Source organism: Flavobacterium sp. GNP002, from assembly GCF_054343795.1.
In genome coordinates this window covers 3,473,459-3,497,243 of the sequence record NZ_JBTGUW010000001.1, presented here as the reverse complement: position 1 = coordinate 3,497,243, position 23,785 = coordinate 3,473,459, and the positions used below count along the sequence as shown (strand labels likewise).

Genomic DNA, 23,785 nt, shown 5'->3' with positions numbered 1-23,785 from the left:
TATCTTTTTAAGATTGAGCTACAATCATTGTTTCTTTTTCAAAATTAATGCTGACAAAATATATCGTTACAGCCAAGGATAAAAGGAGGTAAACGCCAATAATATAACTCGCAAAAGGAAAGAGTTGATCCATGCCAAACCAATCTCCAAAATAGAAAATCAGTCCAATTCCAAATACAAACCGGATACTTTCCCAAAACACAGAAATTTTTCGCGTGTCCATAAGTTCCGTATAACTGTAAACCGTAAGAAAAATGAATGCTCCGTAAATAAATACATTTGGCAAACCTATTATGGCGATATAATTATACATATAACTAATAAGTAACAACGTAATAATAGCTTGAAACAAGGACCAGTACATCAGTTTTTTAGAATGTTGGAGGCCATATTTTTCAAAATCATAGACATTGGTGATTTTAGTTACGGGATATTTTTCTTCAAAATTTTCTGGACGCCAGCCCGTTGGTTTGAACCAAATGGTAAACTTATCTTTCCAGTTTTCGGCGCGCCAAGCATCGGTTATTAGTAACCATAGATGCTGAAAATTAATCCTAATTGGATTCCATGTTCTCGCTGGTCTTGTGATTCCAAAAACAGGTGGAACACTTTCTAATTCCGCTTGAAAAGTACCAAACAATTTATCCCAAATAATGAATATCTGTGAATGGTTTTTGTCCATATATTCAGGATTGATAGCATGATGAACCCTATGATGGGAAGGGGATACCAGTATGTTTTCTAGAAAACCAATCTTTTTAATATGTTTGGTGTGGTACCAAAATTGAAGAAATAAATGAATCGGTAGTGTTATTACAATCACTTTGGAGGGAACACCCAAAAGAGCTGCAGGAATCAATAAAAAGGTAAACAAATTGACAAAACTGGAAACAGGTTGGCGTAGGGCACAAGCCAAATTGAATTCCTCACTACTGTGGTGAATGGCATGTTTGTTCCATAAAAAATTAATTTGATGTGACAAACGATGGCTCCAATAGCCATAAAAATCAATAGCTATAAATCCAATAAAATAGGTTAAAAAGGTAGCTTCAAGATTGAATAAAGCGATTTTAGAGACAATCCAATCGTAGGAAACCAGCGTGATACTAAGACCCAAAACATCTTTTAGGGAGTTAACCATTCCAGAACTTACGCTTGAAACAGAATCCATATTTGGAGCGGTGTCTTCCCCTTTGTAATGCCCATAAACTTTCTCGATGATAATCAATATCAAAAAGACAGGCATTACAAAAACTAAAATTTTACCATATTCTTCCATAAAAACACTTTTTTTTATTCAAATATAGAATAAAAGAGAATGTTTATGAATTATTCACAGTATTTTATTTTTCAAAGGGAAGTTTTACTGTTCTTAAATTATCTCCGCATTTAATCCTGCTTCTAATAATTGAGTACATTGTGGTTTTAATTTATCGTATGGGCCAGTTTTTACGGTACACTTTCCATTATAGTGTACAATTAATGAACATTGTTCAGCTTGTTCGGGAGTGTGATTACAAACACGAATTAAAGTTTCAATGACATGGTCAAAAGTATTTACATCATCATTGTAAACGACTATTTCATTGTCTAAACTTATAGCTTCCTTAATACTAACTCTTTCTCTTACTTTTTCTTTAGTACTCATTTTGTAGGTTTTTGTACTTTCGTAATTAATAAAAAAATAATACTACTAATTTACATATTTTAAAGATACCCAATTGTTTCTTTCAAATTTTTTAACATAAGTTAGTCCTTTTTCAGTACAAGAAGCATCTATAAATGGTATATCTTCTTGATAGAAACCGCTTAAAAGTAGCGTTCCATTAGGATTTAAACTGTCTATATAACTTTGCATATCGTTCAACAAAATATTCCTGTTGATATTAGCAATAATCAAATCGTATTTTTTACCTTCTAATAATGCTGCTTCACCTTCGTAAACTGTAATGTGTTTACAATTATTACGTTGTGCATTCTCTATAGAATTTAAATAACACCAATTGTCAATATCAATGGCGTCAATTGGTTGCGCTCCTTTCATCTCGGCAAGTATTGCTAAAATAGCAGTTCCGCATCCCATATCCAGTGTTTTCATTCCAGTAACATCCATTTCTAATAAATGTTGTATCATCATGTGGGTTGTCTCGTGGTGACCTGTTCCAAAACTCATTTTTGGTTCGATAACAATATCGAATTCAGCATCAGTTTTTGGGTGAAAGGGCGCACGTACATGACAATTTCCATCAACATCAATTGCTTCAAAATTCTTTTCCCATTCTTCGTTCCAGTTTACTTGCTCGATTTCTTCGAAAGTATAATCAATCGTAAATTCTTCTGACTGTAAAATATGAATATCATCAAGAATCATTTCATCCCATAAATCCTTTTGTACAAAAGCAGAAATACCGGTTTCAGTTTCTGTAAAACTCTCAAATGCTCTTTCTCCTAACTCTGCGATTAATATTTCAGAACCTAGTTCTTTAGGCTCAATAGTAAAATGATACCCAATATAAATGTTTGACATGCTTATTTTTTTTGCAAAGGTAGTAATCACTATTTAAACGGCATTTGTAAATCAAATTTTATTTTAAATTTGCACCACTAATACAAAACTACACAATGAAAAAAATCATTTTATTTTTTGTTTTTCTACTAAGTATTGCTAGCAATGCTCAAGTTACTATAAAGCAAAATAAACAAGATAATGACTTAAAATTATCTGCACTTCCTTATTATAGCTTTGGTAAAGGGATTGGAATTACTTCTCCTGACAGTTTATACCAATTAAATATTAGGTTTCGAATGCAAAACAGAGTTACTTATACTGAAAATGAAGGTGAAGATGGCGTCTATGATGGGCAAATCAGACGTTTGCGTTTGCGATTTGACGGTTATGTAGGTTCACCAAAATTTTTATATGCAGTCCAATTGTCATTTGCCCCGGGCGATGTGGGAGAAATTCAAGAAGGAGAAAATATTAATATTATTCGTGATGCAGTTGTTTTTTACAGACCTAATAAAAACTGGAATATCAGTTTTGGGCAAACAAAATTACCGGGAAATCGACAGCGTGTAAATTCTTCAGGCGGATTACAGCTAACCGATAGATCGATTAATAATGCCCGATTTACAATAGACAGGGATTTTGGTTTTCAAGTGCATAACATGAACGAGTTTAAAGATAAATTTTCCTATAATTTCAAAACTGCTGTTTCAACAGGCGAAGGACGTAATATAACAGGAAATGCAGATGCAGGAGTTGCCGTAACCGGAAAAGTGGAGCTGTTGCCTTTTGGAGCTTTTTCTAGGGACGGGACCTATTTTGAAGGGGATATTGTAAGAGAAAAAAAGCCAAAATTGATGCTTTCCGGAGCTTTTCAGCAAAATAATCATGCTAAAAGAACACAAGGACAATTAGGTAATGATTTATTCGAAGCCCGCACTATGAAATCAGTTATGCTTGATGCTATGCTGAAATATAATGGCTGGGCAGCAATGTCAAGTTACATGTCGAGAACTACTTCTAGTAATGCTGTTACTATAAACCCAGACGACATTTTACAATCTAATTATGCTTATGTAGGTAACGGATTTGATCATCAGTTGAGTTATAATTTTCCTTCAAACTATGAAATTATCGGGAGGTATTCGACTCAAAAAGTAGGAGAGGATATTAGGACTTTGGCTCCAAATTCTAAACAATATACTGTTGGTTTAACCAAATATATTTGGGAACATACTTTTAAATTACAAAGCGAATTGACTTTTGATACTTTAAATTATTTCGACGGAAGTACCAAGAACAATTGGTATTTACGTTTTCAGGTAGAAATAGGAATTTAAAAAAAAAAGCGGTGAAATGAATCACCGCTTTTTTTATGAAGTTTAAATATGAAATTTAGATAGCATTCACAATTGCTACAAAATCATCTGCTTTTAGTGCAGCACCACCAATAAGACCTCCGTCTACATCTGGTTTTGAGAATATTTCTTTTGCATTTTCAGGTTTTACACTTCCGCCGTAAAGGATTGATACGCTTTCAGCGATATCACTTCCAAAAGCTTTACGAACTGTTTCTCTGATGAATTCATGCATTTCTTGCGCTTGTTCCGGAGAAGCTGTTTCTCCAGTTCCTATTGCCCAAACTGGCTCATAGGCTAAAACAATACTGTCCCAGTCTTTTGATTCAATATGGAATAAACCATCTCGCAACTGGTTTTCTACCACATTAAAATGATTTTTTGATTGACGGTCTTTTAATTCTTCTCCGAAGCAAAAAATAACCATCATATCATGTTCTAAAGCTGTATTTACCTTACTAGCAATCAAAGCATCTGTTTCATGAAATATGGCTCTGCGCTCTGAGTGTCCTAAAATTACTATATCTACACCAACACTTTTTAACATATCTGCTGAGATTTCGCCAGTAAAAGCGCCACCTTCGGCTTGATGAACATTTTGTGCAGCAACATCAATATTAGTAAACTCTAAATGATCTACAGCAGACGCTAAGTTCACAAAAGTAGGAGCTACAATAACCTGAACAGTAGTATCTGTTGGTATTTTTGCTATTAGTTCATTTAATAAATCTTCAGTTTGTTCTGCATTTTTATGCATTTTCCAATTTCCTGCTACAATCTTCTTTCTCATTTTCGTTGTGTTATATTTAGTTTTTGGTTTTAATTTTATAATGGTTTTTAAAATAATTCTATAACGATTATTTCAAACTTTTTAAGGTTTCATTGATTTTTTCAAAATCTGTTTCAATAGCGCGGTATAATACTATTTTTCCAGTTTTGTCTACGATGATGTATCTTGGAATCCAATCCACATCCACAGCTTTTGCAAATACACCTTTCATTTGGTCATTTGCCATGAAATGCCCACCTTTTAATTGATGTTTTTCAATCCCAGCTTTCCATTTATCAGCAGTTTTATCCATTGAAATAAACAAGTAAGCAACATCAGGATTATTAGCTTGTAATTCTTTTAGTTTAGGCATTGCTTTTACACAATCACCACACCATGAAGCCCAAACTTCAATTACGAGTGTTTTTCCTTTGTACTGTTTCAAAATATCCTTAAAAGCGACTTGACTTCCATCAGTAGCTAAAAGGGTTTCAGATAAAGCTTCTTTTGAGAACTTAGTTTTTTGCGCAGTAGATGTGCAAGAGAAGGTGACAAACGCAAGTAGTAATGCTATTATTTTTTTCATTATCGTATAGTTTTTAAACAAAGTTAATCAAACAATTTGAATGCGTTATACAGAATAAGAAATTTTGAAAGCATTATTCGAAAATGACAAAGCAATATCGTTGTAGTTTAAAAATAATTGAATGATTTTGATTTAATGGTTTTTTAGGAATAGCACTTGCCATACTTTTAAAAAAAAAGCCGTAAAGTTTCCTGTTTCGGACTTTACGGCTTTATAGTTTTTATGGTTTATTTAGAATTTTAAATCTGCAATATCGTTATGATGAACTTTTTGTTTTATTGTTCCTTTTTCAATTAGTACGATACTTGGATTGGCTCTTTCAATCGTTTTTACCGTTATGGCATCACAAAAATAGAAGTCAAATGTCAATCCGAATTGTTTTTTTGCAGCAGCTATTTCTTCTGGTGAAGAGGCTGTCATTGCAGTCACCTGATATCCTTTTGCTTTTGCATCGAGATTCAGTTTTTCTAATTTTGCCATTCCACTGTGATCCGCTTTTGTTAAATCATAAGCGGTTATCAACATCAATTTTGGTGCTTCTAAAAATTCTTCTTTATAATCAGATCCGTCTTTTTCCATTGTAAAATCATGAATAGGAGGAACGTAACCTTCTGTGATAACTTTGTCTTTTCGGTCTACAAATACGGCGCCTTCAGGAATTGCCATCAAATCTTTTTCAGTAAATTCTTTATCGACACCACCAACTTTGTAAATAAAGACCATTTCTACCACAGATTTTTCTGCTCCGTCAGGAATTCGCATTCCTTTTTGGATATTATTACCTACTTTATAAGGTCTGAAATCGATCAATGGCAAATGGTTTAAAACCCAAACGCCCATCAATGAAGACAAAACGATACTTGCGTAAATTACTATGTTTTGTACATTATTGGTAAACAAAGGTTTTACCAATTTTTGATTGAAAAATAATATCAGAATAAATAAAAGTAAAATAATATCCTTAGTAAATGATTGCCAAGGAGTTAGTTTTAAAGCGTCTCCAAAACAACCACAGTCTTTTACCACATTAAAATAAGCGGAATAAAAAGTCAGGAAAGTAAATAATACAATCAGGATTAATAAGCTCCAAATAGTAAATTTGGTTTTGTAACCAATGAGCAACATAATACCCAAAACCACTTCAAGAATTACTAAAAATAAAGCAATTCCTAGTGCAAATGGGACAAAAAAGGGCATATTGAAAACAGGTTCACTGAAATACTCCGCCAGTTTATACGAAAACCCAATTGGGTCATTTAGTTTGATTAAACCGGAGATAATAAATAGGATTCCAACGAAAATTCGAGAAAATTGAGTAATTACATTTTTCATATGAAGATGATATTTGATTTTTAATGGAATATGGTATCGCCATTCTTGGTTCCAGTTTGTGATTTTAGAATACTAGCGATTTCATTTTTGTGATAGCTTTTTGTTATTTATTTCCAAAACCCATTAGAATCAAAGCAAAAACGGAGTAATTTATCATATCCTGATAATTAGCGTCGATCCCTTCAGAAACTAATGTTTTTCCTTTATTGTCTTCAATTTGTTTGACACGAAGTAGTTTTTGCAAAATCAAATCAGTCAGTGAACTCACACGCATTTCACGCCAAGCCTCACCATAATCATGATTTTTGTCTTCCATTAAATCTTTGGTTAGTTTGACTTTGGCATCGTATAATTCAGTGGCTTTTGCAACGTCTAAATCGGGTTGATCCACAACGCCTAATTCTAATTGAATCAATGCCATAATCGAATAATTGATAATCCCGATGAATTCGCCTGTTTCATCTTCATCAATTTTGCGAACTTCGTTTTCTTGTAAGCTCCTAATTCTTTGGGCTTTAATGTAGATTTGATCTGTTAGTGAAGGCAATCGTAAAATGCGCCAAGCACATCCGTAATCTTTCATTTTGTTGATATACAGCGCACGACAAGTCGCAATCACCGTATCATATTCCTTTGAAGTATTCTTCATTATTGATGTATATTTGTCTTGAAATTTTTTCAAAAATAAGATATTTTTTTTTGAATGTAGAATTTTGAAGTCTTTAAAACTGTAAACGAATGACTATTAACTGCAAAGGATTACTTGTTGACTTATCAACTCCCAAAGTAATGGGGATTTTGAATGTGACACCCAACTCTTTTTTTGATGGTGGAAAGTATAAAAATGAATCTGAAATACTTGCTCAAGTCGAAAAAATGTTGCTTGATGGCGCAACTTTTATAGATATCGGCGCTTATTCGAGCAAACCAAATGCAGAATTTGTTTCGGAACAAGAAGAAATTTCGAGAATTGTTCCTGTTGTAAATTTGATTTTAAAACATTTTCCAGAAACGATAATTTCGATTGATACCTTTAGAAGTCAGGTGGCCAAAGCTTCGATTGAAAGCGGTGCGGCCATTATCAATGATATTGCAGCCGGAAATCTGGATGATAAAATGTTTGAAATTATTACAAAATACAATGTTCCTTATATTATGATGCACATGCGTGGCAACCCGCAAACGATGCAAACACTTACAGATTATAATGACATTGTAAAAGAAATGTTATTCTATTTTTCGGAGAAAGTAGCTGTTGCCAGAAGTTTTGGAATTAATGATTTGATGATCGATCCGGGCTTTGGCTTTGCCAAAACAATAGCTCAAAATTACGAAGTTTTTCAAAAAATGGAATTGTTTAACATGCTGGAGTTACCACTTCTTGTTGGGATTTCCAGAAAATCAATGATTTATAAAACGCTTGAAACAACAATAGATAATGCATTGAACGGAACTACGGTTTTGAATACTTTGGCGTTAACCAAAGGAGCAAAAATCCTGCGCGTTCACGATGTAAAAGAAGCTATGGAATGCGTTACATTATTCAATAAAATAAATTTATAAAGATGAAATATTTTACGCTGATTGTTCTTTTTACTTTGTTTTCTTGTGGAAATAAAGAAGATATTTTGTTGCCAAAAGCAAATACTTCAATAGTAAAAAATGTTGAAGATCTTTCGCCAATCTATATTTTTTTCAGAACAAAAGGAAAAGATACGCTGGCAGAAGTAAACCGAAAAAACAGTATTATTTCGACTAATTGGATTCTAAATGTTGACAAACGATTGCCGTTACGACTTGCCATTCCGGAAATCATGAAGTTGCAACAAAAAAAGCGCGAAGAAAAAACACACAAGAATGAAAAGGCTGAAAATTATTATTCCTACGCAGATACGATTGGAAAAAATTTGGCTTTTATTCCTTTTACCAATGTGTATTACAAAATGGAAAAACCAAAGGCAGGAGTTGTGGTCTTTTTTACTAAAAACAATGAAATTTTAGTAGATGATATGGTGGTAAAACAAGAAGAGTTGCAAACCTATTTGAATAAATTTCCAAGTAGTACATCAAACCAGTATGTTTTTTGTTTTGATAAAAACTTGAATTTTGGAAGTTACATTCAAAACAAAATTTTCATTAATAGTTTAAAGTTGCCATCGTCGGAATTTAATATAAAACAAGAAGAATTTTTTTACTAAACTTCAAACAAAGAAAACGTTAAACAAAATAATTACTGATGATGATACGGTTCGTTTCTTAAAATAGTGAAGCCGCGATACAATTGCTCGATAAAAAACAACCGCACCATTTGATGGGAAAATGTCATTAAAGATAGCGATATTTTTCCTTGTGCTTTGGCATAAACGGAATCCGAAAAACCATAAGGTCCGCCAATAACAAAAACTAAAGTCTTTACTCCGGAGTTCATTTTCTTTTGTAATTCTTCTGAAAAGCCTACACTGGAAAAGTTTTTTCCGTTTTCGTCCAACAAAATAAGTTGGTCCGTAGGCGTAATTTTAGCCAAAATCAATTCACCTTCTTTTTCTTTTTGTTGACTTTCTGATAAGTTTTTCACGTTCTTGATATCAGGAATAATATCTAAATCAAACTTGATATAAAAAGACAAACGTTTGGTATAATCGTCTATTAAAGATTGTAAGGCTTTGTTATCAGTTTTACCGATAGCAATCAATTTGATATTCATTTTTGTTGGATTTCAGAGGCGCAAAGATAGAGAAATTAACAGTTTTAATTTGTCTTTTTTTCTTTGGTAGAAATTAATAATCTGACTTTAAGTTTGTACAAAAAAGCTTTAATAATATTTATTTTACCTCAATGCTATCAATAAGCAATCGAAACGTTTCTTCTTTTTTATTACCTATCAGGAAAGTGATTTCTTCTAAATTAGAACCATCATAATTAGGCTGATTTAATTTTTTTCCTCTAAAAGCGGGATACAATTCGGTTATTGGAATTTCAATTGTTTGCCAATCTGTGATGGTTTGAAAAGGAAATACATACGAATGTGAATCAGTTCGATTGGTCTTTACTCTAAATTGATATTGTTTACCGTCTCCTTTAATCCGAATACAAAAATGTGTATTGCTTTTTATAATTAATGATTCAAAAGTATATTTTACAGCACAAAATCCGCCATTATTTTCTAAAGATACTGTGCCTTCAAAAGTTCCATCTCCATCTGGATTAAGATAGAATTTACTTTTGGAGATTCCGCCCATCACAGCATCATTTACAACTTTCCAATTTGCGAGATCGCTTTCTAAATTAAAATCAAAAATTTTTATGGCATTCATTTTTGTGGGGTTTGTAAATTATTTTTTTTTAGAAAAGTTCTTGTTTTATTTTAAATAGATTAATTCAAAAAACTAAAACAGGCGTAAACTCTTTAGAATTTACGCCAGTTTTAGTTTGATAATTAATTCAATTATGATTTAGGCAATGCTGCACCAACGGCAATATCACATCGGTGATTCGTTTGGCCATGTGGTGGGTTCATTCCTTCAGGAGTTGGTGTTGCAGCAACAGGTGTTGATGTTGTAACTGAAGAAGATGTAGGAACTGGTTGATTTTGTTGCTGAACTACAGGTTTATTTGCAGTTGAGGCTGGTGGAGAATTCAATGGAGCACCTACGGGAATATCACAACGATGTGATGGCTGACCATGGGCTGGGTTCATTCCGGCAGCTACTTGACCACCATTTGCTACAGCATTATTTGGATTTACCGTATTGGTAGTTTGTTGAACCTGAGTTGCTGTTGAAGCTTCAGTCTTCATTTGTTTACCAACTTCAGTAAAGGGAACTACATTTGTAGGAGTTGCGGTATTTTGTGGTTCAACTTCTTTTTTGCAAGAGGTCAATAGTATCGAGGATACAAAAAGAAGGCTTAAAAAAGATTTCATAATCAGTTTTTTAGTTACTACTTCAAATATAAGATTTTAAATAATACACTACAGTATAAAAGAATTGATTTTATTGGATAAAATTAACAAATTAGATATTAGCAATGCTAAAAGAGAATGGTATTCTTATCTTAATTTAGATGTAATACTTTGTTAAAACACATTTGTTTATCTCTTTTTTCAAAGAACGCAGTGTACATGTTTTTAAATCCACGAAATAAATCTTACTTTAGCATTCCATAAATTTTCTATAAAATGATTAGCGATATACAGTTTAAAAACGAGTTAGACATACTGATACAAAATGCCATTCGGGAAGATGTAGGTCCTGGCGACTATAGTTCTTTGGCTTGTATTCCAACTACTGCAACTGGAAAAGCGAAGTTGCTCGTAAAAGAAGATGGCATAATTGCAGGTGTGGCTTTTGCCAAAATGATTTTTGAGTATGTAGATCCTAATTTGCAAATAGAAACTTTTATCGAGGATGGAACTCCAGTAAAAAAAGGGGATATTGTTTTTCATGTCTCGGGAAGTTCACAATCTATTTTGAAATCGGAACGTGTAGTTTTGAATTCAATGCAAAGAATGTCAGCGATTGCCACTAAAACCAAAGAATACGTTCGTTTGTTAGAAGGAACAAACACTAAAATCCTCGATACGCGTAAAACCACGCCAGGATTCAGAGCTTGTGAGAAATGGGCTGTAAAAATAGGCGGAGGCGAAAACCATCGTTTTGCTTTGTATGATATGATTATGCTCAAAGACAATCATAATGATTTTGCTGGCGGAATTACTTTGGCTATAGCCAAAACCAAAGCTTTTTTAAAAGAAAATAATCTGGATTTAAAAATTATTGTTGAAGCCAGAAATCTGGATGAAATAAAAGAAATACTGGAAAGTGAAGGTGTTTTTAGAATTTTAATAGATAATTTTAATTATGACGATACTAAAAAAGCAGTAGCTTTGATTGGTGATAAATGCCAAACAGAATCTTCGGGAAATATCAATGAAAAAACTATTCGGCATTATGCAGAATGTGGCGTAGATTATATTTCATCAGGAGCATTGACACATTCTATTTATAACATGGATTTGAGCTTAAAAGCGATATGAGTAAAGAAATAGAAGTTAAATTACAAAGAATTCCCATACTACGGAATCTGGTTAATGTGCTAAAAAAAATAAAGCTTCCTTGGTTACAAGGATTGTCGTTATATGACTTGTTGGAATTATACGGGTTAGGAATTGTCGAAAGCGCATTAACGTATCATGCCAGTGCGATTGCATTTAGTTTCTTTATGGCATTATTTCCTTTTGCTTTATTCATATTAAACCTTATTCCGTACATTCCTATTGAGGGTTTTCAGGATGATTTTTTACTGTTTGTTAAGGAAGGAGTACCGCCTAATACGTATGATGCTATTTATAAAATCATCAATGATATTCTTAACAATAGTCACTCAGGATTAGTGTCTTATGGGTTTTTATTGTCGATTTTGTTGATGGCAAACGGTTTAAATGGAATCCTTGGAGGATTTGAATCTTCCCGTCATGTTCTCATAAAAAGAGGATTTATCAGGCAATATATAGTTGCTTTGGGAATGTCCTTATTATTGTCTTTTTTATTGATTGTGACCGTTGCAACAATAGTAGTTTTTGAAGTTTTTATTCAAAAAACAATACTGAGTGATCAAATTGCGTTAATTGTTTTGGGAAGATATGCATTTGTTGTTTTAATGATTTTAGGAACAACATCTATACTTTTTAAGTTTGGTACAAAACATGACAAAAACAGAGCATTTATATCGATAGGTTCCGTATTTACTACCATATTGATTCTTTTGGATTCGTATGCTTTTGGGATATGGGTCATAAAGTTTTCTAAATACAATGAATTATACGGGTCGATAGGAACATTATTGATTTTGATGTTTTACATTTGGATTAACTGCATGATATTGCTGTTGGGTTTCGAATTGAATGCAACAGTAAATAAATTGAAAGCAAAAAAAGAATAATTTTTCAAATCAAAATAGTTTTAATTTAAGAGCAGTTTCCTGTTATTTGTTACAATCGGTAATTGCTGTAAAGGCTAAAAAAAAATACTAAAATGAAAAAAAGCATAACAATAATCGCATTATTTATTTCGATGGTTTTCTATGGTCAAAATCATACCGTTATCGGGAAATGGAAGACTATTGATGATCAAACTGGAAAAGCCAAATCAATTGTGGAAATCTACGAGCGTTCAGGAAAAATTTATGGAAAAATCATCGACATTTTAGATGCTGAAAAGAAAAAAAGCTTGTGTGTAAATTGTTCAGGTGATGAAAAAAATAAACCAGTTCTAGGTCTTGTTATAATTAAAGGACTAACAAAAGATGGTAATGAATACAACTCTGGAAAAATTCTTGACCCAACATCTGGAAAATTGTACAAATGCTTTTTGGCTCTTGAAGGAAATGACAAATTAAAAGTGCGCGGATATATCGGCGTAGCATTATTTGGAAGAACACAAACCTGGAATAGAGTAAAATAATTTTAAATTGTGAGTTATGAGTTCAAAATAAAGAATTAGCATAACTCAAAACTCATAATAAAATAGAAATGCATTTCGTCGAAGTAATTTTACCACTTTCTCTAGCCAAAACCTTTACTTATAGCGTCTCTGAAGCGGAGTTCCATTATATAAAAATTGGGATGCGGTTGGCAGTTCCTTTTGGAAAAAGTAAAATTTACACGGCATTAGTAATTGAAATCCATCAAAACAAACCCACTTTATATGAAGCAAAGGAAATTCATCAAATTCTGGATGAAAAACCTATTGTAACTGAAATCCAAATTGCACACTGGCAATGGATTGCTTCCTATTATATGTGCGCCATTGGTGATGTGTATCGTGGTGCCATGCCAAGTGCGCTTTTGCTGGAAAGCGAAACCGTTATTTCTCAAAAAACAGATTTGGTTGTTGATACAAGTCTACTTTCGGATGATGAATTTCTGGTTTACGAAGCTTTGCAGCAACAAAGTTCTCTGAAAGTGCAGGACATAATGTCTATTTTGAACAAGAAGAATATTTTTCCTGTTATTCAAAAATTGATTGACAAAAACATATTAGTGCTTCAGGAAGAAATACAGGAAACCTACAAACCGAAGTTAGTCCGATATGTTCGTTTGCATCCTAAATATGAATCAAACGAAGGGTTGAGCGAATTATTAGAAACACTCAAAAGTGCCAACAAGCAAAAAGAAATCGTATTGAATTATTTTCAATTGAGTGCTGTGGAGAAGAAGCCAATTACCGTTAAAAAACTGGTAGAAGCGGCCAATTCTTCATCGGCAGTTATTAAGGCATTAATAGAAAAAGAAATATTCGAAGATTATTTTCTTCAGGAAGACCGAGTAAATTTCACAGGAAAAATACGCGAGGATCAATTGCAGTTGAGTTCAGCTCAGCAAAAAGCTTTTGAGGAAATAAAAGAGAGTTTCATTCAAAAAGAAGTGTGTTTATTACACGGTGTCACTTCGAGCGGAAAAACAGAAATCTATATTAAGCTCATTGAAGAATATTTAGAAACTGGAAAACAAATCTTGTATTTATTGCCGGAAATTGCTTTGACTACTCAATTGGTTGGTAGATTGAGAACTTATTTTGGTAATAAAGTAGCTGTTTTTCATTCGAAATATAATAATAATGAACGCATCGAAGTTTGGAATCAAGTTTTGATAAATTCTGAGAAAGCACAAGTGGTGATAGGAGCGAGGTCATCCTTGTTTTTACCATTCTATAACCTAGGATTCATAATTGTAGATGAAGAACACGAACAGACTTTTAAGCAAGTAGATCCTGCACCGCGTTATCATGCTCGCGATGCAGCCATAGTTTTGGCTCATTCGCATAAAGCAAAAGTACTTTTGGGTTCGGCTACGCCAAGTATTGAAACGTATTTCAATGCCAAATCGGATAAATTTGGATTGGTTGAGATTTCGGAACGATTTGGAAATGTCATGATGCCGAATATTGAATTGGTGGATTTGAAAGATAAATACTTTCGTAAAAAAATGACAGGACATTTTAGTGATGTTTTGATTGAGGAAATCAATATCGCTTTATCATTAGGTGAGCAGGTTATTTTATTCCAAAACAGACGTGGATATTCTCCTGTAATAGAATGTATCACCTGTGGTCACGTACCGCAATGTCAGCAGTGTGATGTGAGCTTGACGTATCATAAGCATAAAAATCAGTTGCGTTGTCATTATTGTGGATATACAATGGCAAAACCTACGCATTGTCATTCCTGTTCCAGTGTTGATTTGACTACAAAAGGCTTTGGAACCGAACAAATTGAACAAGAATTGGTGTCTATTTTTCCAAATTCAAAAATTGGAAGAATGGATCAGGATACTACCAGAGGAAAATTTGGATTCGAAAAAATTATCGATAGTTTCAAGAATAGAGAAATGGATATTTTAGTAGGAACGCAAATGCTTGCCAAAGGGTTGGATTTTGATAACGTAAGTTTGGTAGGAATCATGAATGCTGATAATATGTTGTATCATCCTGATTTTAGGGCTTTCGAGAGAAGTTTTCAAATGATGACTCAAGTTGCAGGAAGGGCAGGACGTTCAGAAAAACAAGGTAAAGTAGTTATCCAGACGTATAATCCAAATCATAATACAATTCAGCAAGTTACAATGAATAATTATATAGGCATGTACAAAGAACAGTTGTATGACAGGCAAATATATAAATACCCACCGTATTTCAGGATTATAAAACTTACTTTGAAACAACGTGATTATAATAAATTAAAAGAAGGCTCGATGTGGTTGTATCAAGTGATGAGTCAGAACCTAAATATGCCGGTACTTGGACCTGAAGAGCCTGCTATAAGTAGAATTAGGAATGAATATATTCGTACGATTATAATTAAGATTCCTCAGAATACATCAATTGTAAACACAAAAAAAACTATCCAGAAAATGTTGAATAGTTTTGAAGCTGTCGCTCAATACAGAGCTATAAAAGTTACGTCTAACGTCGATTTTTATTAAAATTTAGTTGTCTATGAAAAGGCAAGTGCTTTTACTAAATCTTCTTTTTTGTGTCTGCTCAAAGGAATTTTAGTTACCCCAATTTCAGCAAATTTACTATTGAAACGTTCTACTTTGTCGATGTTGATAATGTAGGATTTGTGTACACGTACAAATTTCTCTTTTGACAAATCATTTTCAAAAGCTTTCATGGTAGAAAGTACCAGATTGCTGTCTTCTTCAGTAACTACTCTAACATAATCACCAAAAGCTTCAATCCATTTTATTTTTGAAGTGAATATTTTCAATTTTTTCAAATTGCTTTTAATGAAAATATGCTCTCCTTCTTCTTCTTTATTTTCTTTTTTTAGTAGATATAAGTCAATAGCTCTTTTAACCGAAGCGTTGAATCTGTCAATTGCAATTGGTTTTTGAAGATAGTCCGTAGCATCATAATCAAAGGCTTTCATAGCATATTCAGCTTTTGAGGTTATGAAAATAATTTGAGGTTTTACTTTTAAACCATCCAAGAAATCAAAGCCGCTAATCACTGGCATTTCGATATCTAAAAAGATAAGGTCTACATTATGTATAGACATACAACTTCTAGCTTCGATTGCATTAGAAAAATCACCGATTAAGTGTAAATTTTGATGATTATTAACTAACTTTGCGATAATCATTCTTTGTATAGAACTATCATCTACTACAACACAGTTTAGTTTCATAATTTAGTATTTTAGATTTGGCAAAGTAAATATATTACTTTTTTATTTAGAAAAAACTAATTGAGCGGATTTTTTTACCATACGTCGAATAAAATGAAATAAGACTTGTTTAATCAGATTAATTGATTACTTTTGCACCCAAAATAACAAATAAATATATATTTATGAATCATTATGAAACTGTTTTCATTTTAAATCCCGTTTTATCTGAAGTTCAGGTAAAGGAAACAGTAAGCAAATTTGAAGATTTTCTTACTAGTAGAGGAGCAGAAATGGTGTCAAAAGAAGACTGGGGTCTTAAAAAAATGGCTTACGAAATTCAAAACAAAAAAAGTGGTTTTTACCATTTATTCGAATTCAAAGTAGCTGGAGAAGTTCTTATTGCTTTTGAAACTGAATTTAGACGTGACGAAAGAGTAATGCGTTTCTTGACTGTAAGTCTTGACAAACACGCTATTTCTTGGGCTGAAAGAAGAAGAACTAAATTAAAATCTACAAAAGCTTAATTATCATGGCAACATTACAACAATCGGCTTCAGGAAAAAAAGACGGAGATATCAGATATCTTACTCCTTTAAACATAGAAACTAACAAAACTAAAAAGTATTGTCGTTTCAAAAAATCAGGTATCAAATATATTGACTATAAAGATGCTGATTTCTTATTGAAATTTGTTAATGAGCAAGGGAAAATACTTCCTCGTCGTTTAACAGGAACTTCATTAAAATACCAAAGAAAAGTTTCAGTTGCTGTGAAAAGAGCACGTCACTTAGCTTTAATGCCATATGTGGCGGATTTACTAAAATAATAATTTAACTCAGTTGTTGGTTTTCTGAAACATGAAACCTAACTTCTATAACAAAGGACAACAACATGGAACTTATATTAAGACAAGACGTTCAAAATTTAGGATTTAAAGATGATATTGTAACGGTAAAAAATGGTTATGGTCGTAACTTTTTGATCCCACAAGGTCACGCTCATTTAGCAACTTCTTCTGCAAAGAAAGTATTAGCTGAAAACCTAAAACAAAGAGCTCACAAAGAAGCTAAAGTTGTAGCAGATGCAAAAGCATTAGCTGAAGCTTTAAAAGCTATCGAAATTAAAATCTTTGCAAAAGCAGGTGGTGAAAAATTATTCGGTTCAATCACGAATATTGATATCGCTGAAGCTTTAGCTAAAGGTGGACAACAAGTCGAAAGAAAATTCATCACAAGCGGAATCGTTAAACGTACTGGTAAATATACTGCTAGCGTTCGTTTACACAGAGATGTTATCGTTGAATTAGATTACGAAATTGTTGCTGAAAAATAACATTTCATTAACATTTTGTTAATAAAATATAAAAATCACTCTTAGGAGTGATTTTTTTTTGCTTAATTTTGCGCCACAAATAACACAAATTCAAACAAATGAGAAAATTTATTACATTACTTCTGATTTTTTGTAGTTCTGTTGCCATGATGGGACAAACTACAACATCAAGTATTAAAGGAATTGTAAAAAGTACAGCAGGTGAAACACTTCCAGCTGCAACTATTTTAGCTATTCATACCCCTACAGGGTCTAAGTATTCTGCTTTGTCTAATGAAGACGGAAGGTTCAGCATGTTGAATATGAGAATTGGTGGTCCTTACAAAATTGTTGTAACTTTTGTAGGCTATCAAAGTGAAGAATTCAATGATGTTTATCTTGATTTAGGGAAGGTTTTTAGTCTGGATGTTCTTTTGAAAGATGAAAGTCAGAAATTAGATGAAGTGAAAGTTACTGGTGCAAAGAATAAGGTTTTTTCCAGTGGACGAACTGGTGCCGAAACAACTATTGGTCGCAGAGAATTGACTACATTACCGTCAATATCAAGATCAGCTTCAGATTTTACCAGACTAGAGCCTACTGCAAGTGGCGGTTCTTTTGGTGGTAGAAATGAGAAGTTCAATAATTTCTCTTTGAATGGAGCTGTATTTAATAATCCTTTTGGTTTAGATGCTGCAACTCCTGGTGGACAAACCGGAGCTCAGCCAATTTCATTAGACGCAATTGAACAAATCCAGGTGGCTACGGCGCCTTATGATGTGACTTTGTCAGGTTTTACAGGAGCATCGGTGAATGCAGTTACGAAGTCAGGAACAAATGAATTTCATGGTACAGTGTACGGCTTCTTTAGAAACCAAGATATGACTGGAAGTAAAATTAAAGGTGAAAAGATTTTTGTTCCTTCATTAGAGCAAACTCAAGCTGGTTTTAGTATTGGTGGACCAATTGTTAAAAATAAATTATTCTTCTTTACTAATTTTGAAATTGACGAAAGAAGTGACTTAGGATCAAACTTTGTTGCTAATAACGGTGATGCTGTAACAGGCGTTAATGAATCTAGAGTTTTAGAAACAGATTTGATTAATGTTTCAAATGCGTTATCTTCATTAGGATATAATACGGGTGCTTATCAAGGTTTTTCTCATAATTCAAACTCAAGAAAAGGGATTGTAAAATTAGATTGGAATATCGATGATAATAATAAATTAGCTGTTATTTATAACTTTTTGGATGCCTCCAAAGATAAGCCGGCTCACCCATCAGCTTTAGGGTTTAGAGGTCCAAATGCTTCTATTTTACAATTTCAAAATTCTGGATATCAAATCAATAATAAATTGAGTTCTTTTTTGTTAGAGTTAAACTCTAAGATTAATGAAAAAGTATCTAATAAACTACAGGCTGGTTATACGCATTTTGATGATTTTAGAAATCCATTTTCTTCACCAGCACCAGTTATTAATATTCAAGACGGAGCAGGATCAAATTATATTATTGCAGGTCATGAACCATTTTCTATCAATAATACTTTAGATCAAAAAGTTTTTCAAGTTACAGATAACTTAAATTATACGGTTGGAAATCACTCTTTTACTTTTGGTGGTTCTTTTGAAAAATTTCAGTTTCAAAATTCATTTAACCTAGCCGGATATGATAATTTTGGTAATCCTAATGGTTATGCGGGAACTTTCTATACACCGTATTCAAATGTTGCAGCATTTTTAGCTGATGCTGCTAAGCCTTTTGCAACAAGTATAATTGCTCAGAATTTACTTTATGCACAAAATCAATTTACAGCTAAAAACTCTTTTGGCGTGGGAGAAGATAATGGATGGAAATTATCAGAGTTAAATGTAGGTCAAGTTGCATTTTATATGCAGGACGACTGGAGCGTAAATGATAATTTTAAATTTTCATTTGGTTTAAGAGCTGACAAACCTTTATATTTCAACACAGCTGATTTGATTCAAAAGTATATAGATACAGAAAATGGTTCTACCAGAAATAATGCTACTCAGTATTATGACCCAGAAACAGGCAATCAAATTCCTTTAATTTCAACAAAATTACCAAGTGATAAATTACTATGGTCTCCAAGACTTGGATTTAATTGGGATGTAAATGGAAACAAAACAACACAACTTCGTGGAGGAACTGGTATTTTTACAGGAAGAATTCCTTTTGTTTGGTTAGGAAATCAAGTGAGCGGTGCTGATGATGGTTTTTTTCAAATTATGGATCCAGATTATAAATGGCCACAAGTATGGAGAACAAGTTTAGGTGTTGATCATAAATTTGAAAGTAACTATATTGTTACTGTTGACATGTCATATAACAAAGATATTAATGGAGTTCACGTACAAAACTGGGGTTTAAGAACTCCATCAGGAACTCTTACGGGTGTTGATAACAGGTTAATTTATGATAATGCTACGGATAAGCAAAGTAACAATGCGTATGTAATGACCAATTCTGATAAAGGAAGTGCGTTTAACTCTTCTGTCAAAGTACAAAAGACTTTTGATAATGGATTGTTTGCTAGTGTTGCCTATAATTATTTGAAATCTCAAGATGTGAATTCAATTGAAGCAGAAATTACAGGTGATGCTTTCGCATTTAACCCAGCTTTAGGGAACGTAAATAATGCCGTTTTATCTAATTCTAAATATGGAGATACACACCGTTTTATTGGTGTAGCTTCAAAAAAATGGAAATACGGTAATGACAAATGGGCGACTACAGTTTCTACTTTCTTTGAATATGCTCAAGGTGGACGTTTTAACTATATTTATGGAGGAGACATCAATAATGACGGATCAGGAGCAAATGATTTAATGTATATTCCAACGTCAGTTGAGATTAATTCAATGGCTTTTTCAGGAGCAGGACAAGGAGCAGCTTTTGATGCATTTATCAGTCAAGATGATTATTTGAGTGAAAGAAGAGGTCAGTATGCAGAGCGTTACGGAGCTTTATCTCCATGGAGAGGAAAATGGGATCTTAAAGTAATGCAAGATTATAATTTTAAAGTTTCTTCTGCTTCTACAAAAACAAATACTATTCAATTTAGTATCGATGTATTGAATTTAGGAAATTTGATTAATTCTGATTGGGGATTAGTTCAAGTACCAACAAGTGTACAACCAATTGGTGTATCTGTAAATCAAACTACAAAAATACCAACATACACTTTTAATGGAACTCAAACTAAAACGTTCAATTATGATGCAAGTTTATTGTCAAGATGGCAAGCACAGTTTGGAGTTAGATATATTTTCTAAAAACACATAAAAATAGATTAAATTTGCCCTCTCGTTTGAGAGGGCTTTTTTTTGATTCAAAATCTCAAACGAGAGTTAAGGCAAAAGTTAAATATTAAAATACAATAATGAAATACTCCAGACTAACAAAAGAACAATTTGAGGAATTGAATCAGGAATTCAGTACTTTTTTAGCCACTCAAGCAATTGATAAAGCAGAGTGGGATAAAATGAAATCCGAAAAACCAGAAGTTGCGGAACAAGAATTAGACGTTTTTTCTGATTTAATTTGGGAAGGTGTTCTTTCAAAAGCAACTTATTTAGAACATTTTTCTAAAAATCATATTTTCCTTTTCCATTGTTTTGATACATATGTTCAATCGATAGTTTTAAAATCATTAGTTCCTGAAGTTGATTTTTTAACCAAAGATGGATTGCAATGGCTTAGTGATAATATGTTTACAGAAACTATTGAAATGAAAGTTGGAAAAAAAGAGTTTACAGAGGAGCGTAACACTTCTATTTTTGAATTGATACAGCAAGGTTCATTTTTAAGCGATGGTCTTTTATACCAACAAATAAATACAATTATGACTTCATAATTGTATTGCTATTTCTTTTAAATTGGTTATTTTAGTACACTTTTTCAAAACTAAAATAGCCAATTTTATTTTCTATGGATATTCAAAATACGATTCAAAAATTAAGGGAAGAATTAAATCAACACAATTACAATTACTATGTGTTGGATAAACCCACAATTTCCGATTTTGAATTTGATGTTAAATTAAAACAACTTCAGGATTTAGAAAATAAATATCCAGAATACTTTGATGAAAATTCCCCTTCTCAACGAGTTGGAGGTGCAATTACCAAAAATTTCCAAACCGTTACTCACGAACACAGAATGTATTCCCTTGATAATTCCTATTCTAAGGAAGAATTAATGGATTGGGAAAAACGTGTTCAAAAAGTTTTAGGAGCTGTTCCATTAGAATATACTTGCGAACTAAAATACGATGGCGCATCCATCAGCATTACTTATGAAAACGGAAAACTAAAGCGTGCTGTTACGCGTGGAGACGGTTTTCAAGGAGATGATGTGACTAATAATATCAAAACCATAAAATCAATTCCGTTACAATTAAAAGGAAATTTTCCGGCTGTATTTGATGTTCGGGGTGAAATCATTTTGCCTTTTGCAGGTTTCGAAAAAATGAATCAGGATTTAATCGAAATAGGTGAATTACCGTATTCAAATCCCAGAAATACAGCTTCTGGAAGTTTAAAATTGCAAGATAGTGCTGAAGTAGCAAAACGACCGTTAGATTGCCTGTTGTATTTTTTAATTGGAAATAATCTTCCTTTCAAATCGCAATTCGAAGGATTAGAAACGGCCAGAAATTGGGGTTTCAAAGTACCGAAAGAAGCAAAGTTAGCCAATAATTTAGCCGAGGTTTTCGAGTTTATAGATTATTGGGACATTCACAGACATGACCTTCCGTATGAAACAGATGGTGTGGTGGTGAAAGTAAATTCTTTTCATTATCAGGATGAATTGGGCTTTACTGCGAAATCTCCTCGTTGGGCAATTGCTTATAAATTCAAATCAGAACAAGTTTCAACATTATTAAATTCAATTTCGTATCAAGTAGGACGAACGGGTTCTATAACTCCTGTGGCCAACTTAGAGCCAGTACAACTAGCAGGAACCATCGTGAAACGTGCTTCTTTGCACAATGCAGATCAAATTGAGAAACTAGATATTCGTTTAGGAGATACTGTTTTTGTAGAAAAAGGAGGAGAGATTATTCCAAAAATTATTGCTGTTGATTTCAGTAAACGTCCTGAAAATACAGAGCCAACAAAATACATTACACATTGCCCGGAATGTAATACGGCTTTGGTGAGAACCGAAGGCGAAGCCAATCATTATTGCCCTAATTTTTATGGCTGTCCTCCACAGATTATTGGGAGAATCCAGCATTTTATTTCCAGAAAAGCAATGGATATTGAAGGTTTAGGAGGAGAAACGGTAGCTTTGCTTTTTAATAATGGATTGGTTCATAATTATGCTGATTTATATGAATTGACAGTTGAGCAAATTCTTCCTTTGGAGCGAATGGCTCAAAAATCTGCTGAAAATTTGGTTAAAGGTGTAGTAAATTCAAAAAGTATTCCTTTTGAGCGCGTTTTGTTTGCTATTGGAATTAGATTTGTCGGTGAAACTGTAGCAAAAAAACTAGCCAAACATTATAAAAGTATTGATGCATTGAGTCAGGCCACATTGATGGATTTGATTTTGGTGGATGAAATAGGGGAACGAATTGCGCAAAGTGTACTTGACTTTTTCGAAAACCAAGAAAATAGAATTATAATTGAAAGACTGAAAAGTTTTGGTGTTCAATTTGAAATTGTTGAAAAGATAAACCCAAATGCTACAGATAAACTTTCCGGAAAAATATTTGTTGTTTCAGGAGTCTTTGAGAAATTTTCAAGAGACGATTTGAAAAAGGCAATCGAAGATAATGGTGGAAAAGTGGGAAGCTCTATTTCGGCAAAGACGGATTATGTTGTTGCAGGAGATAATATGGGACCTGCTAAACTCGATAAAGCAACGAAGTTAAACATATCAATAATCTCCGAGGATGATTTTATGAATCTAATAAATAACGCTAATGTGGCTACAGATAAAAAAGTATAATTTTTCACAGGAAAAAGTAATCATTGCTTTGCTTTTTTCTTTTTCATTTATTGAAGTTCTAGCAGAATTATGTTCATTCAAAGAAATTATGTTTGCATTCAGACCCTTGGTAGCCTTACTACTAATCTATCTTTATTGGGTTACTTCTAAGGAAAGAAATGTGTTTTTTTTTACGACCCTATTTTTTTTGTTCCTTACCGGTATTTTCATTCTTTCAGAATCAATACTTTTTTTGATTTTGGGCTTAATAGGTGTTTTAACTCATCGAATTT

At 32.8% G+C, this 23,785-nt stretch carries 24 protein-coding genes; 13 read left to right on the top strand and 11 right to left on the bottom strand.

All coding sequences use genetic code 11. The annotated features are described in order from the left end of the window. Positions 1–7 precede the first annotated feature (7 nt). From ACXX80_RS15315 to prmA, 3 genes are all read right to left on the bottom strand, one after another. The gene (locus tag ACXX80_RS15315; protein ID WP_458553999.1) at positions 8–1,279 is read right to left on the bottom strand and encodes a sterol desaturase family protein; all 1,272 of its coding nucleotides are present in this window, start codon (positions 1,277–1,279) and stop codon (positions 8–10) included. Between the two features lie 93 nt (positions 1,280–1,372). Further along, positions 1,373–1,648 carry an ATP-dependent Clp protease adaptor ClpS gene (locus ACXX80_RS15310; protein ID WP_315210431.1) on the bottom strand — a complete coding sequence of 92 codons (276 nt, stop codon included), beginning with the start codon at positions 1,646–1,648 and terminating at the stop codon, positions 1,373–1,375. Between the two features lie 45 nt (positions 1,649–1,693). Next, entirely contained in the window at positions 1,694–2,527 is an 834-nt protein-coding gene (gene prmA / locus ACXX80_RS15305; protein WP_458553998.1) for a 50S ribosomal protein L11 methyltransferase, read from the bottom strand. 95 nt (positions 2,528–2,622) lie between these two features. On the opposite strand from prmA, the gene ACXX80_RS15300 reads away from it, so the two are divergent. Further along, the gene (locus tag ACXX80_RS15300; RefSeq protein ID WP_458553997.1) at positions 2,623–3,846 is read left to right on the top strand and encodes a porin; all 1,224 of its coding nucleotides are present in this window, start codon (positions 2,623–2,625) and stop codon (positions 3,844–3,846) included. A gap of 55 nt (positions 3,847–3,901) precedes the next feature. Here the strand turns inward: ACXX80_RS15300 and tpiA are convergent, their stop codons facing one another. From tpiA to ACXX80_RS15280, 4 genes are all read right to left on the bottom strand, one after another. Next, positions 3,902–4,654 carry a triose-phosphate isomerase gene (gene tpiA / locus ACXX80_RS15295; RefSeq protein ID WP_315210438.1) on the bottom strand — a complete coding sequence of 251 codons (753 nt, stop codon included), beginning with the start codon at positions 4,652–4,654 and terminating at the stop codon, positions 3,902–3,904. Positions 4,655–4,721: 67 nt separating this feature from the next. Then, complete coding sequence (locus tag ACXX80_RS15290) at positions 4,722–5,219, bottom strand: TlpA family protein disulfide reductase (RefSeq protein ID WP_458553996.1); 498 nt, start codon at positions 5,217–5,219, stop codon at positions 4,722–4,724. Between the two features lie 231 nt (positions 5,220–5,450). After that, entirely contained in the window at positions 5,451–6,551 is a 1,101-nt protein-coding gene (locus tag ACXX80_RS15285; protein WP_458553995.1) for a BT_3928 family protein, read from the bottom strand. Between the two features lie 103 nt (positions 6,552–6,654). Beyond that, the gene (locus ACXX80_RS15280; RefSeq protein ID WP_417966460.1) at positions 6,655–7,200 is read right to left on the bottom strand and encodes a DUF1599 domain-containing protein; all 546 of its coding nucleotides are present in this window, start codon (positions 7,198–7,200) and stop codon (positions 6,655–6,657) included. An 89-nt stretch (positions 7,201–7,289) separates the two neighbouring features. On the opposite strand from ACXX80_RS15280, the gene folP reads away from it, so the two are divergent. After that, positions 7,290–8,114, top strand: a complete 825-nt coding sequence (gene folP / locus ACXX80_RS15275) for a dihydropteroate synthase (RefSeq protein ID WP_458553994.1) — start codon at positions 7,290–7,292, stop codon at positions 8,112–8,114. 2 nt (positions 8,115–8,116) lie between these two features. Then, positions 8,117–8,749, top strand: a complete 633-nt coding sequence (locus ACXX80_RS15270) for a hypothetical protein (protein WP_458553993.1) — start codon at positions 8,117–8,119, stop codon at positions 8,747–8,749. A 32-nt stretch (positions 8,750–8,781) separates the two neighbouring features. Here the strand turns inward: ACXX80_RS15270 and rlmH are convergent, their stop codons facing one another. The 3 genes from rlmH to ACXX80_RS15255 form a co-directional block, all read right to left on the bottom strand. Continuing rightward, entirely contained in the window at positions 8,782–9,255 is a 474-nt protein-coding gene (rlmH, locus tag ACXX80_RS15265) for a 23S rRNA (pseudouridine(1915)-N(3))-methyltransferase RlmH (RefSeq protein WP_458553992.1), read from the bottom strand. Positions 9,256–9,373: 118 nt separating this feature from the next. Then, positions 9,374–9,865, bottom strand: coding sequence for a CIA30 family protein (locus tag ACXX80_RS15260; RefSeq protein WP_458553991.1), 492 nt, complete (start codon positions 9,863–9,865; stop codon positions 9,374–9,376). 131 nt (positions 9,866–9,996) lie between these two features. After that, positions 9,997–10,473: a hypothetical protein gene (locus ACXX80_RS15255; protein WP_458553990.1), complete on the bottom strand. Its 477-nt coding sequence runs from the start codon at positions 10,471–10,473 to the stop codon at positions 9,997–9,999. A 255-nt stretch (positions 10,474–10,728) separates the two neighbouring features. Between ACXX80_RS15255 and nadC the strand changes: the two genes are divergently transcribed. From nadC to priA, 4 genes are all read left to right on the top strand, one after another. After that, a complete protein-coding gene (gene nadC / locus ACXX80_RS15250) occupies positions 10,729–11,586 on the top strand; it encodes a carboxylating nicotinate-nucleotide diphosphorylase (protein ID WP_315210470.1) in 858 nt (285 codons plus the stop codon). Then, positions 11,583–12,491 (top strand): YihY/virulence factor BrkB family protein, encoded by a 909-nt coding sequence (locus ACXX80_RS15245; RefSeq protein WP_315210473.1) that lies wholly within the window; start codon positions 11,583–11,585, stop codon positions 12,489–12,491. Before nadC ends, ACXX80_RS15245 begins: the two co-directional genes overlap by 4 nt. A gap of 92 nt (positions 12,492–12,583) precedes the next feature. Beyond that, positions 12,584–13,012 carry a DUF2147 domain-containing protein gene (locus ACXX80_RS15240; RefSeq protein ID WP_458553989.1) on the top strand — a complete coding sequence of 143 codons (429 nt, stop codon included), beginning with the start codon at positions 12,584–12,586 and terminating at the stop codon, positions 13,010–13,012. Between the two features lie 68 nt (positions 13,013–13,080). Beyond that, the gene (priA, locus tag ACXX80_RS15235) at positions 13,081–15,531 is read left to right on the top strand and encodes a replication restart helicase PriA (RefSeq protein WP_458553988.1); all 2,451 of its coding nucleotides are present in this window, start codon (positions 13,081–13,083) and stop codon (positions 15,529–15,531) included. A gap of 11 nt (positions 15,532–15,542) precedes the next feature. Here priA and ACXX80_RS15230 read toward each other — a convergent pair whose 3' ends face one another. Continuing rightward, positions 15,543–16,238, bottom strand: coding sequence for a LytR/AlgR family response regulator transcription factor (locus ACXX80_RS15230; RefSeq protein WP_458553987.1), 696 nt, complete (start codon positions 16,236–16,238; stop codon positions 15,543–15,545). 164 nt (positions 16,239–16,402) lie between these two features. On the opposite strand from ACXX80_RS15230, the gene rpsF reads away from it, so the two are divergent. The 6 genes from rpsF to ligA all read left to right on the top strand — a co-directional run bounded on the left by rpsF (position 16,403) and on the right by ligA (position 23,513). Then, complete coding sequence (gene rpsF, locus ACXX80_RS15225) at positions 16,403–16,744, top strand: 30S ribosomal protein S6 (RefSeq protein WP_035671622.1); 342 nt, start codon at positions 16,403–16,405, stop codon at positions 16,742–16,744. A gap of 5 nt (positions 16,745–16,749) precedes the next feature. Next, positions 16,750–17,046, top strand: a complete 297-nt coding sequence (gene rpsR, locus ACXX80_RS15220; protein WP_007138295.1) for a 30S ribosomal protein S18 — start codon at positions 16,750–16,752, stop codon at positions 17,044–17,046. 65 nt (positions 17,047–17,111) lie between these two features. Further along, positions 17,112–17,552, top strand: coding sequence for a 50S ribosomal protein L9 (gene rplI, locus ACXX80_RS15215; RefSeq protein ID WP_458553986.1), 441 nt, complete (start codon positions 17,112–17,114; stop codon positions 17,550–17,552). 98 nt (positions 17,553–17,650) lie between these two features. After that, positions 17,651–20,830, top strand: a complete 3,180-nt coding sequence (locus tag ACXX80_RS15210; protein WP_458553985.1) for a TonB-dependent receptor — start codon at positions 17,651–17,653, stop codon at positions 20,828–20,830. Between the two features lie 107 nt (positions 20,831–20,937). Then, positions 20,938–21,411, top strand: coding sequence for a DUF6495 family protein (locus ACXX80_RS15205; RefSeq protein WP_458553984.1), 474 nt, complete (start codon positions 20,938–20,940; stop codon positions 21,409–21,411). Between the two features lie 74 nt (positions 21,412–21,485). Then, positions 21,486–23,513: an NAD-dependent DNA ligase LigA gene (ligA, locus tag ACXX80_RS15200; protein ID WP_458553983.1), complete on the top strand. Its 2,028-nt coding sequence runs from the start codon at positions 21,486–21,488 to the stop codon at positions 23,511–23,513. Positions 23,514–23,785: the final 272 nt, after the last annotated feature.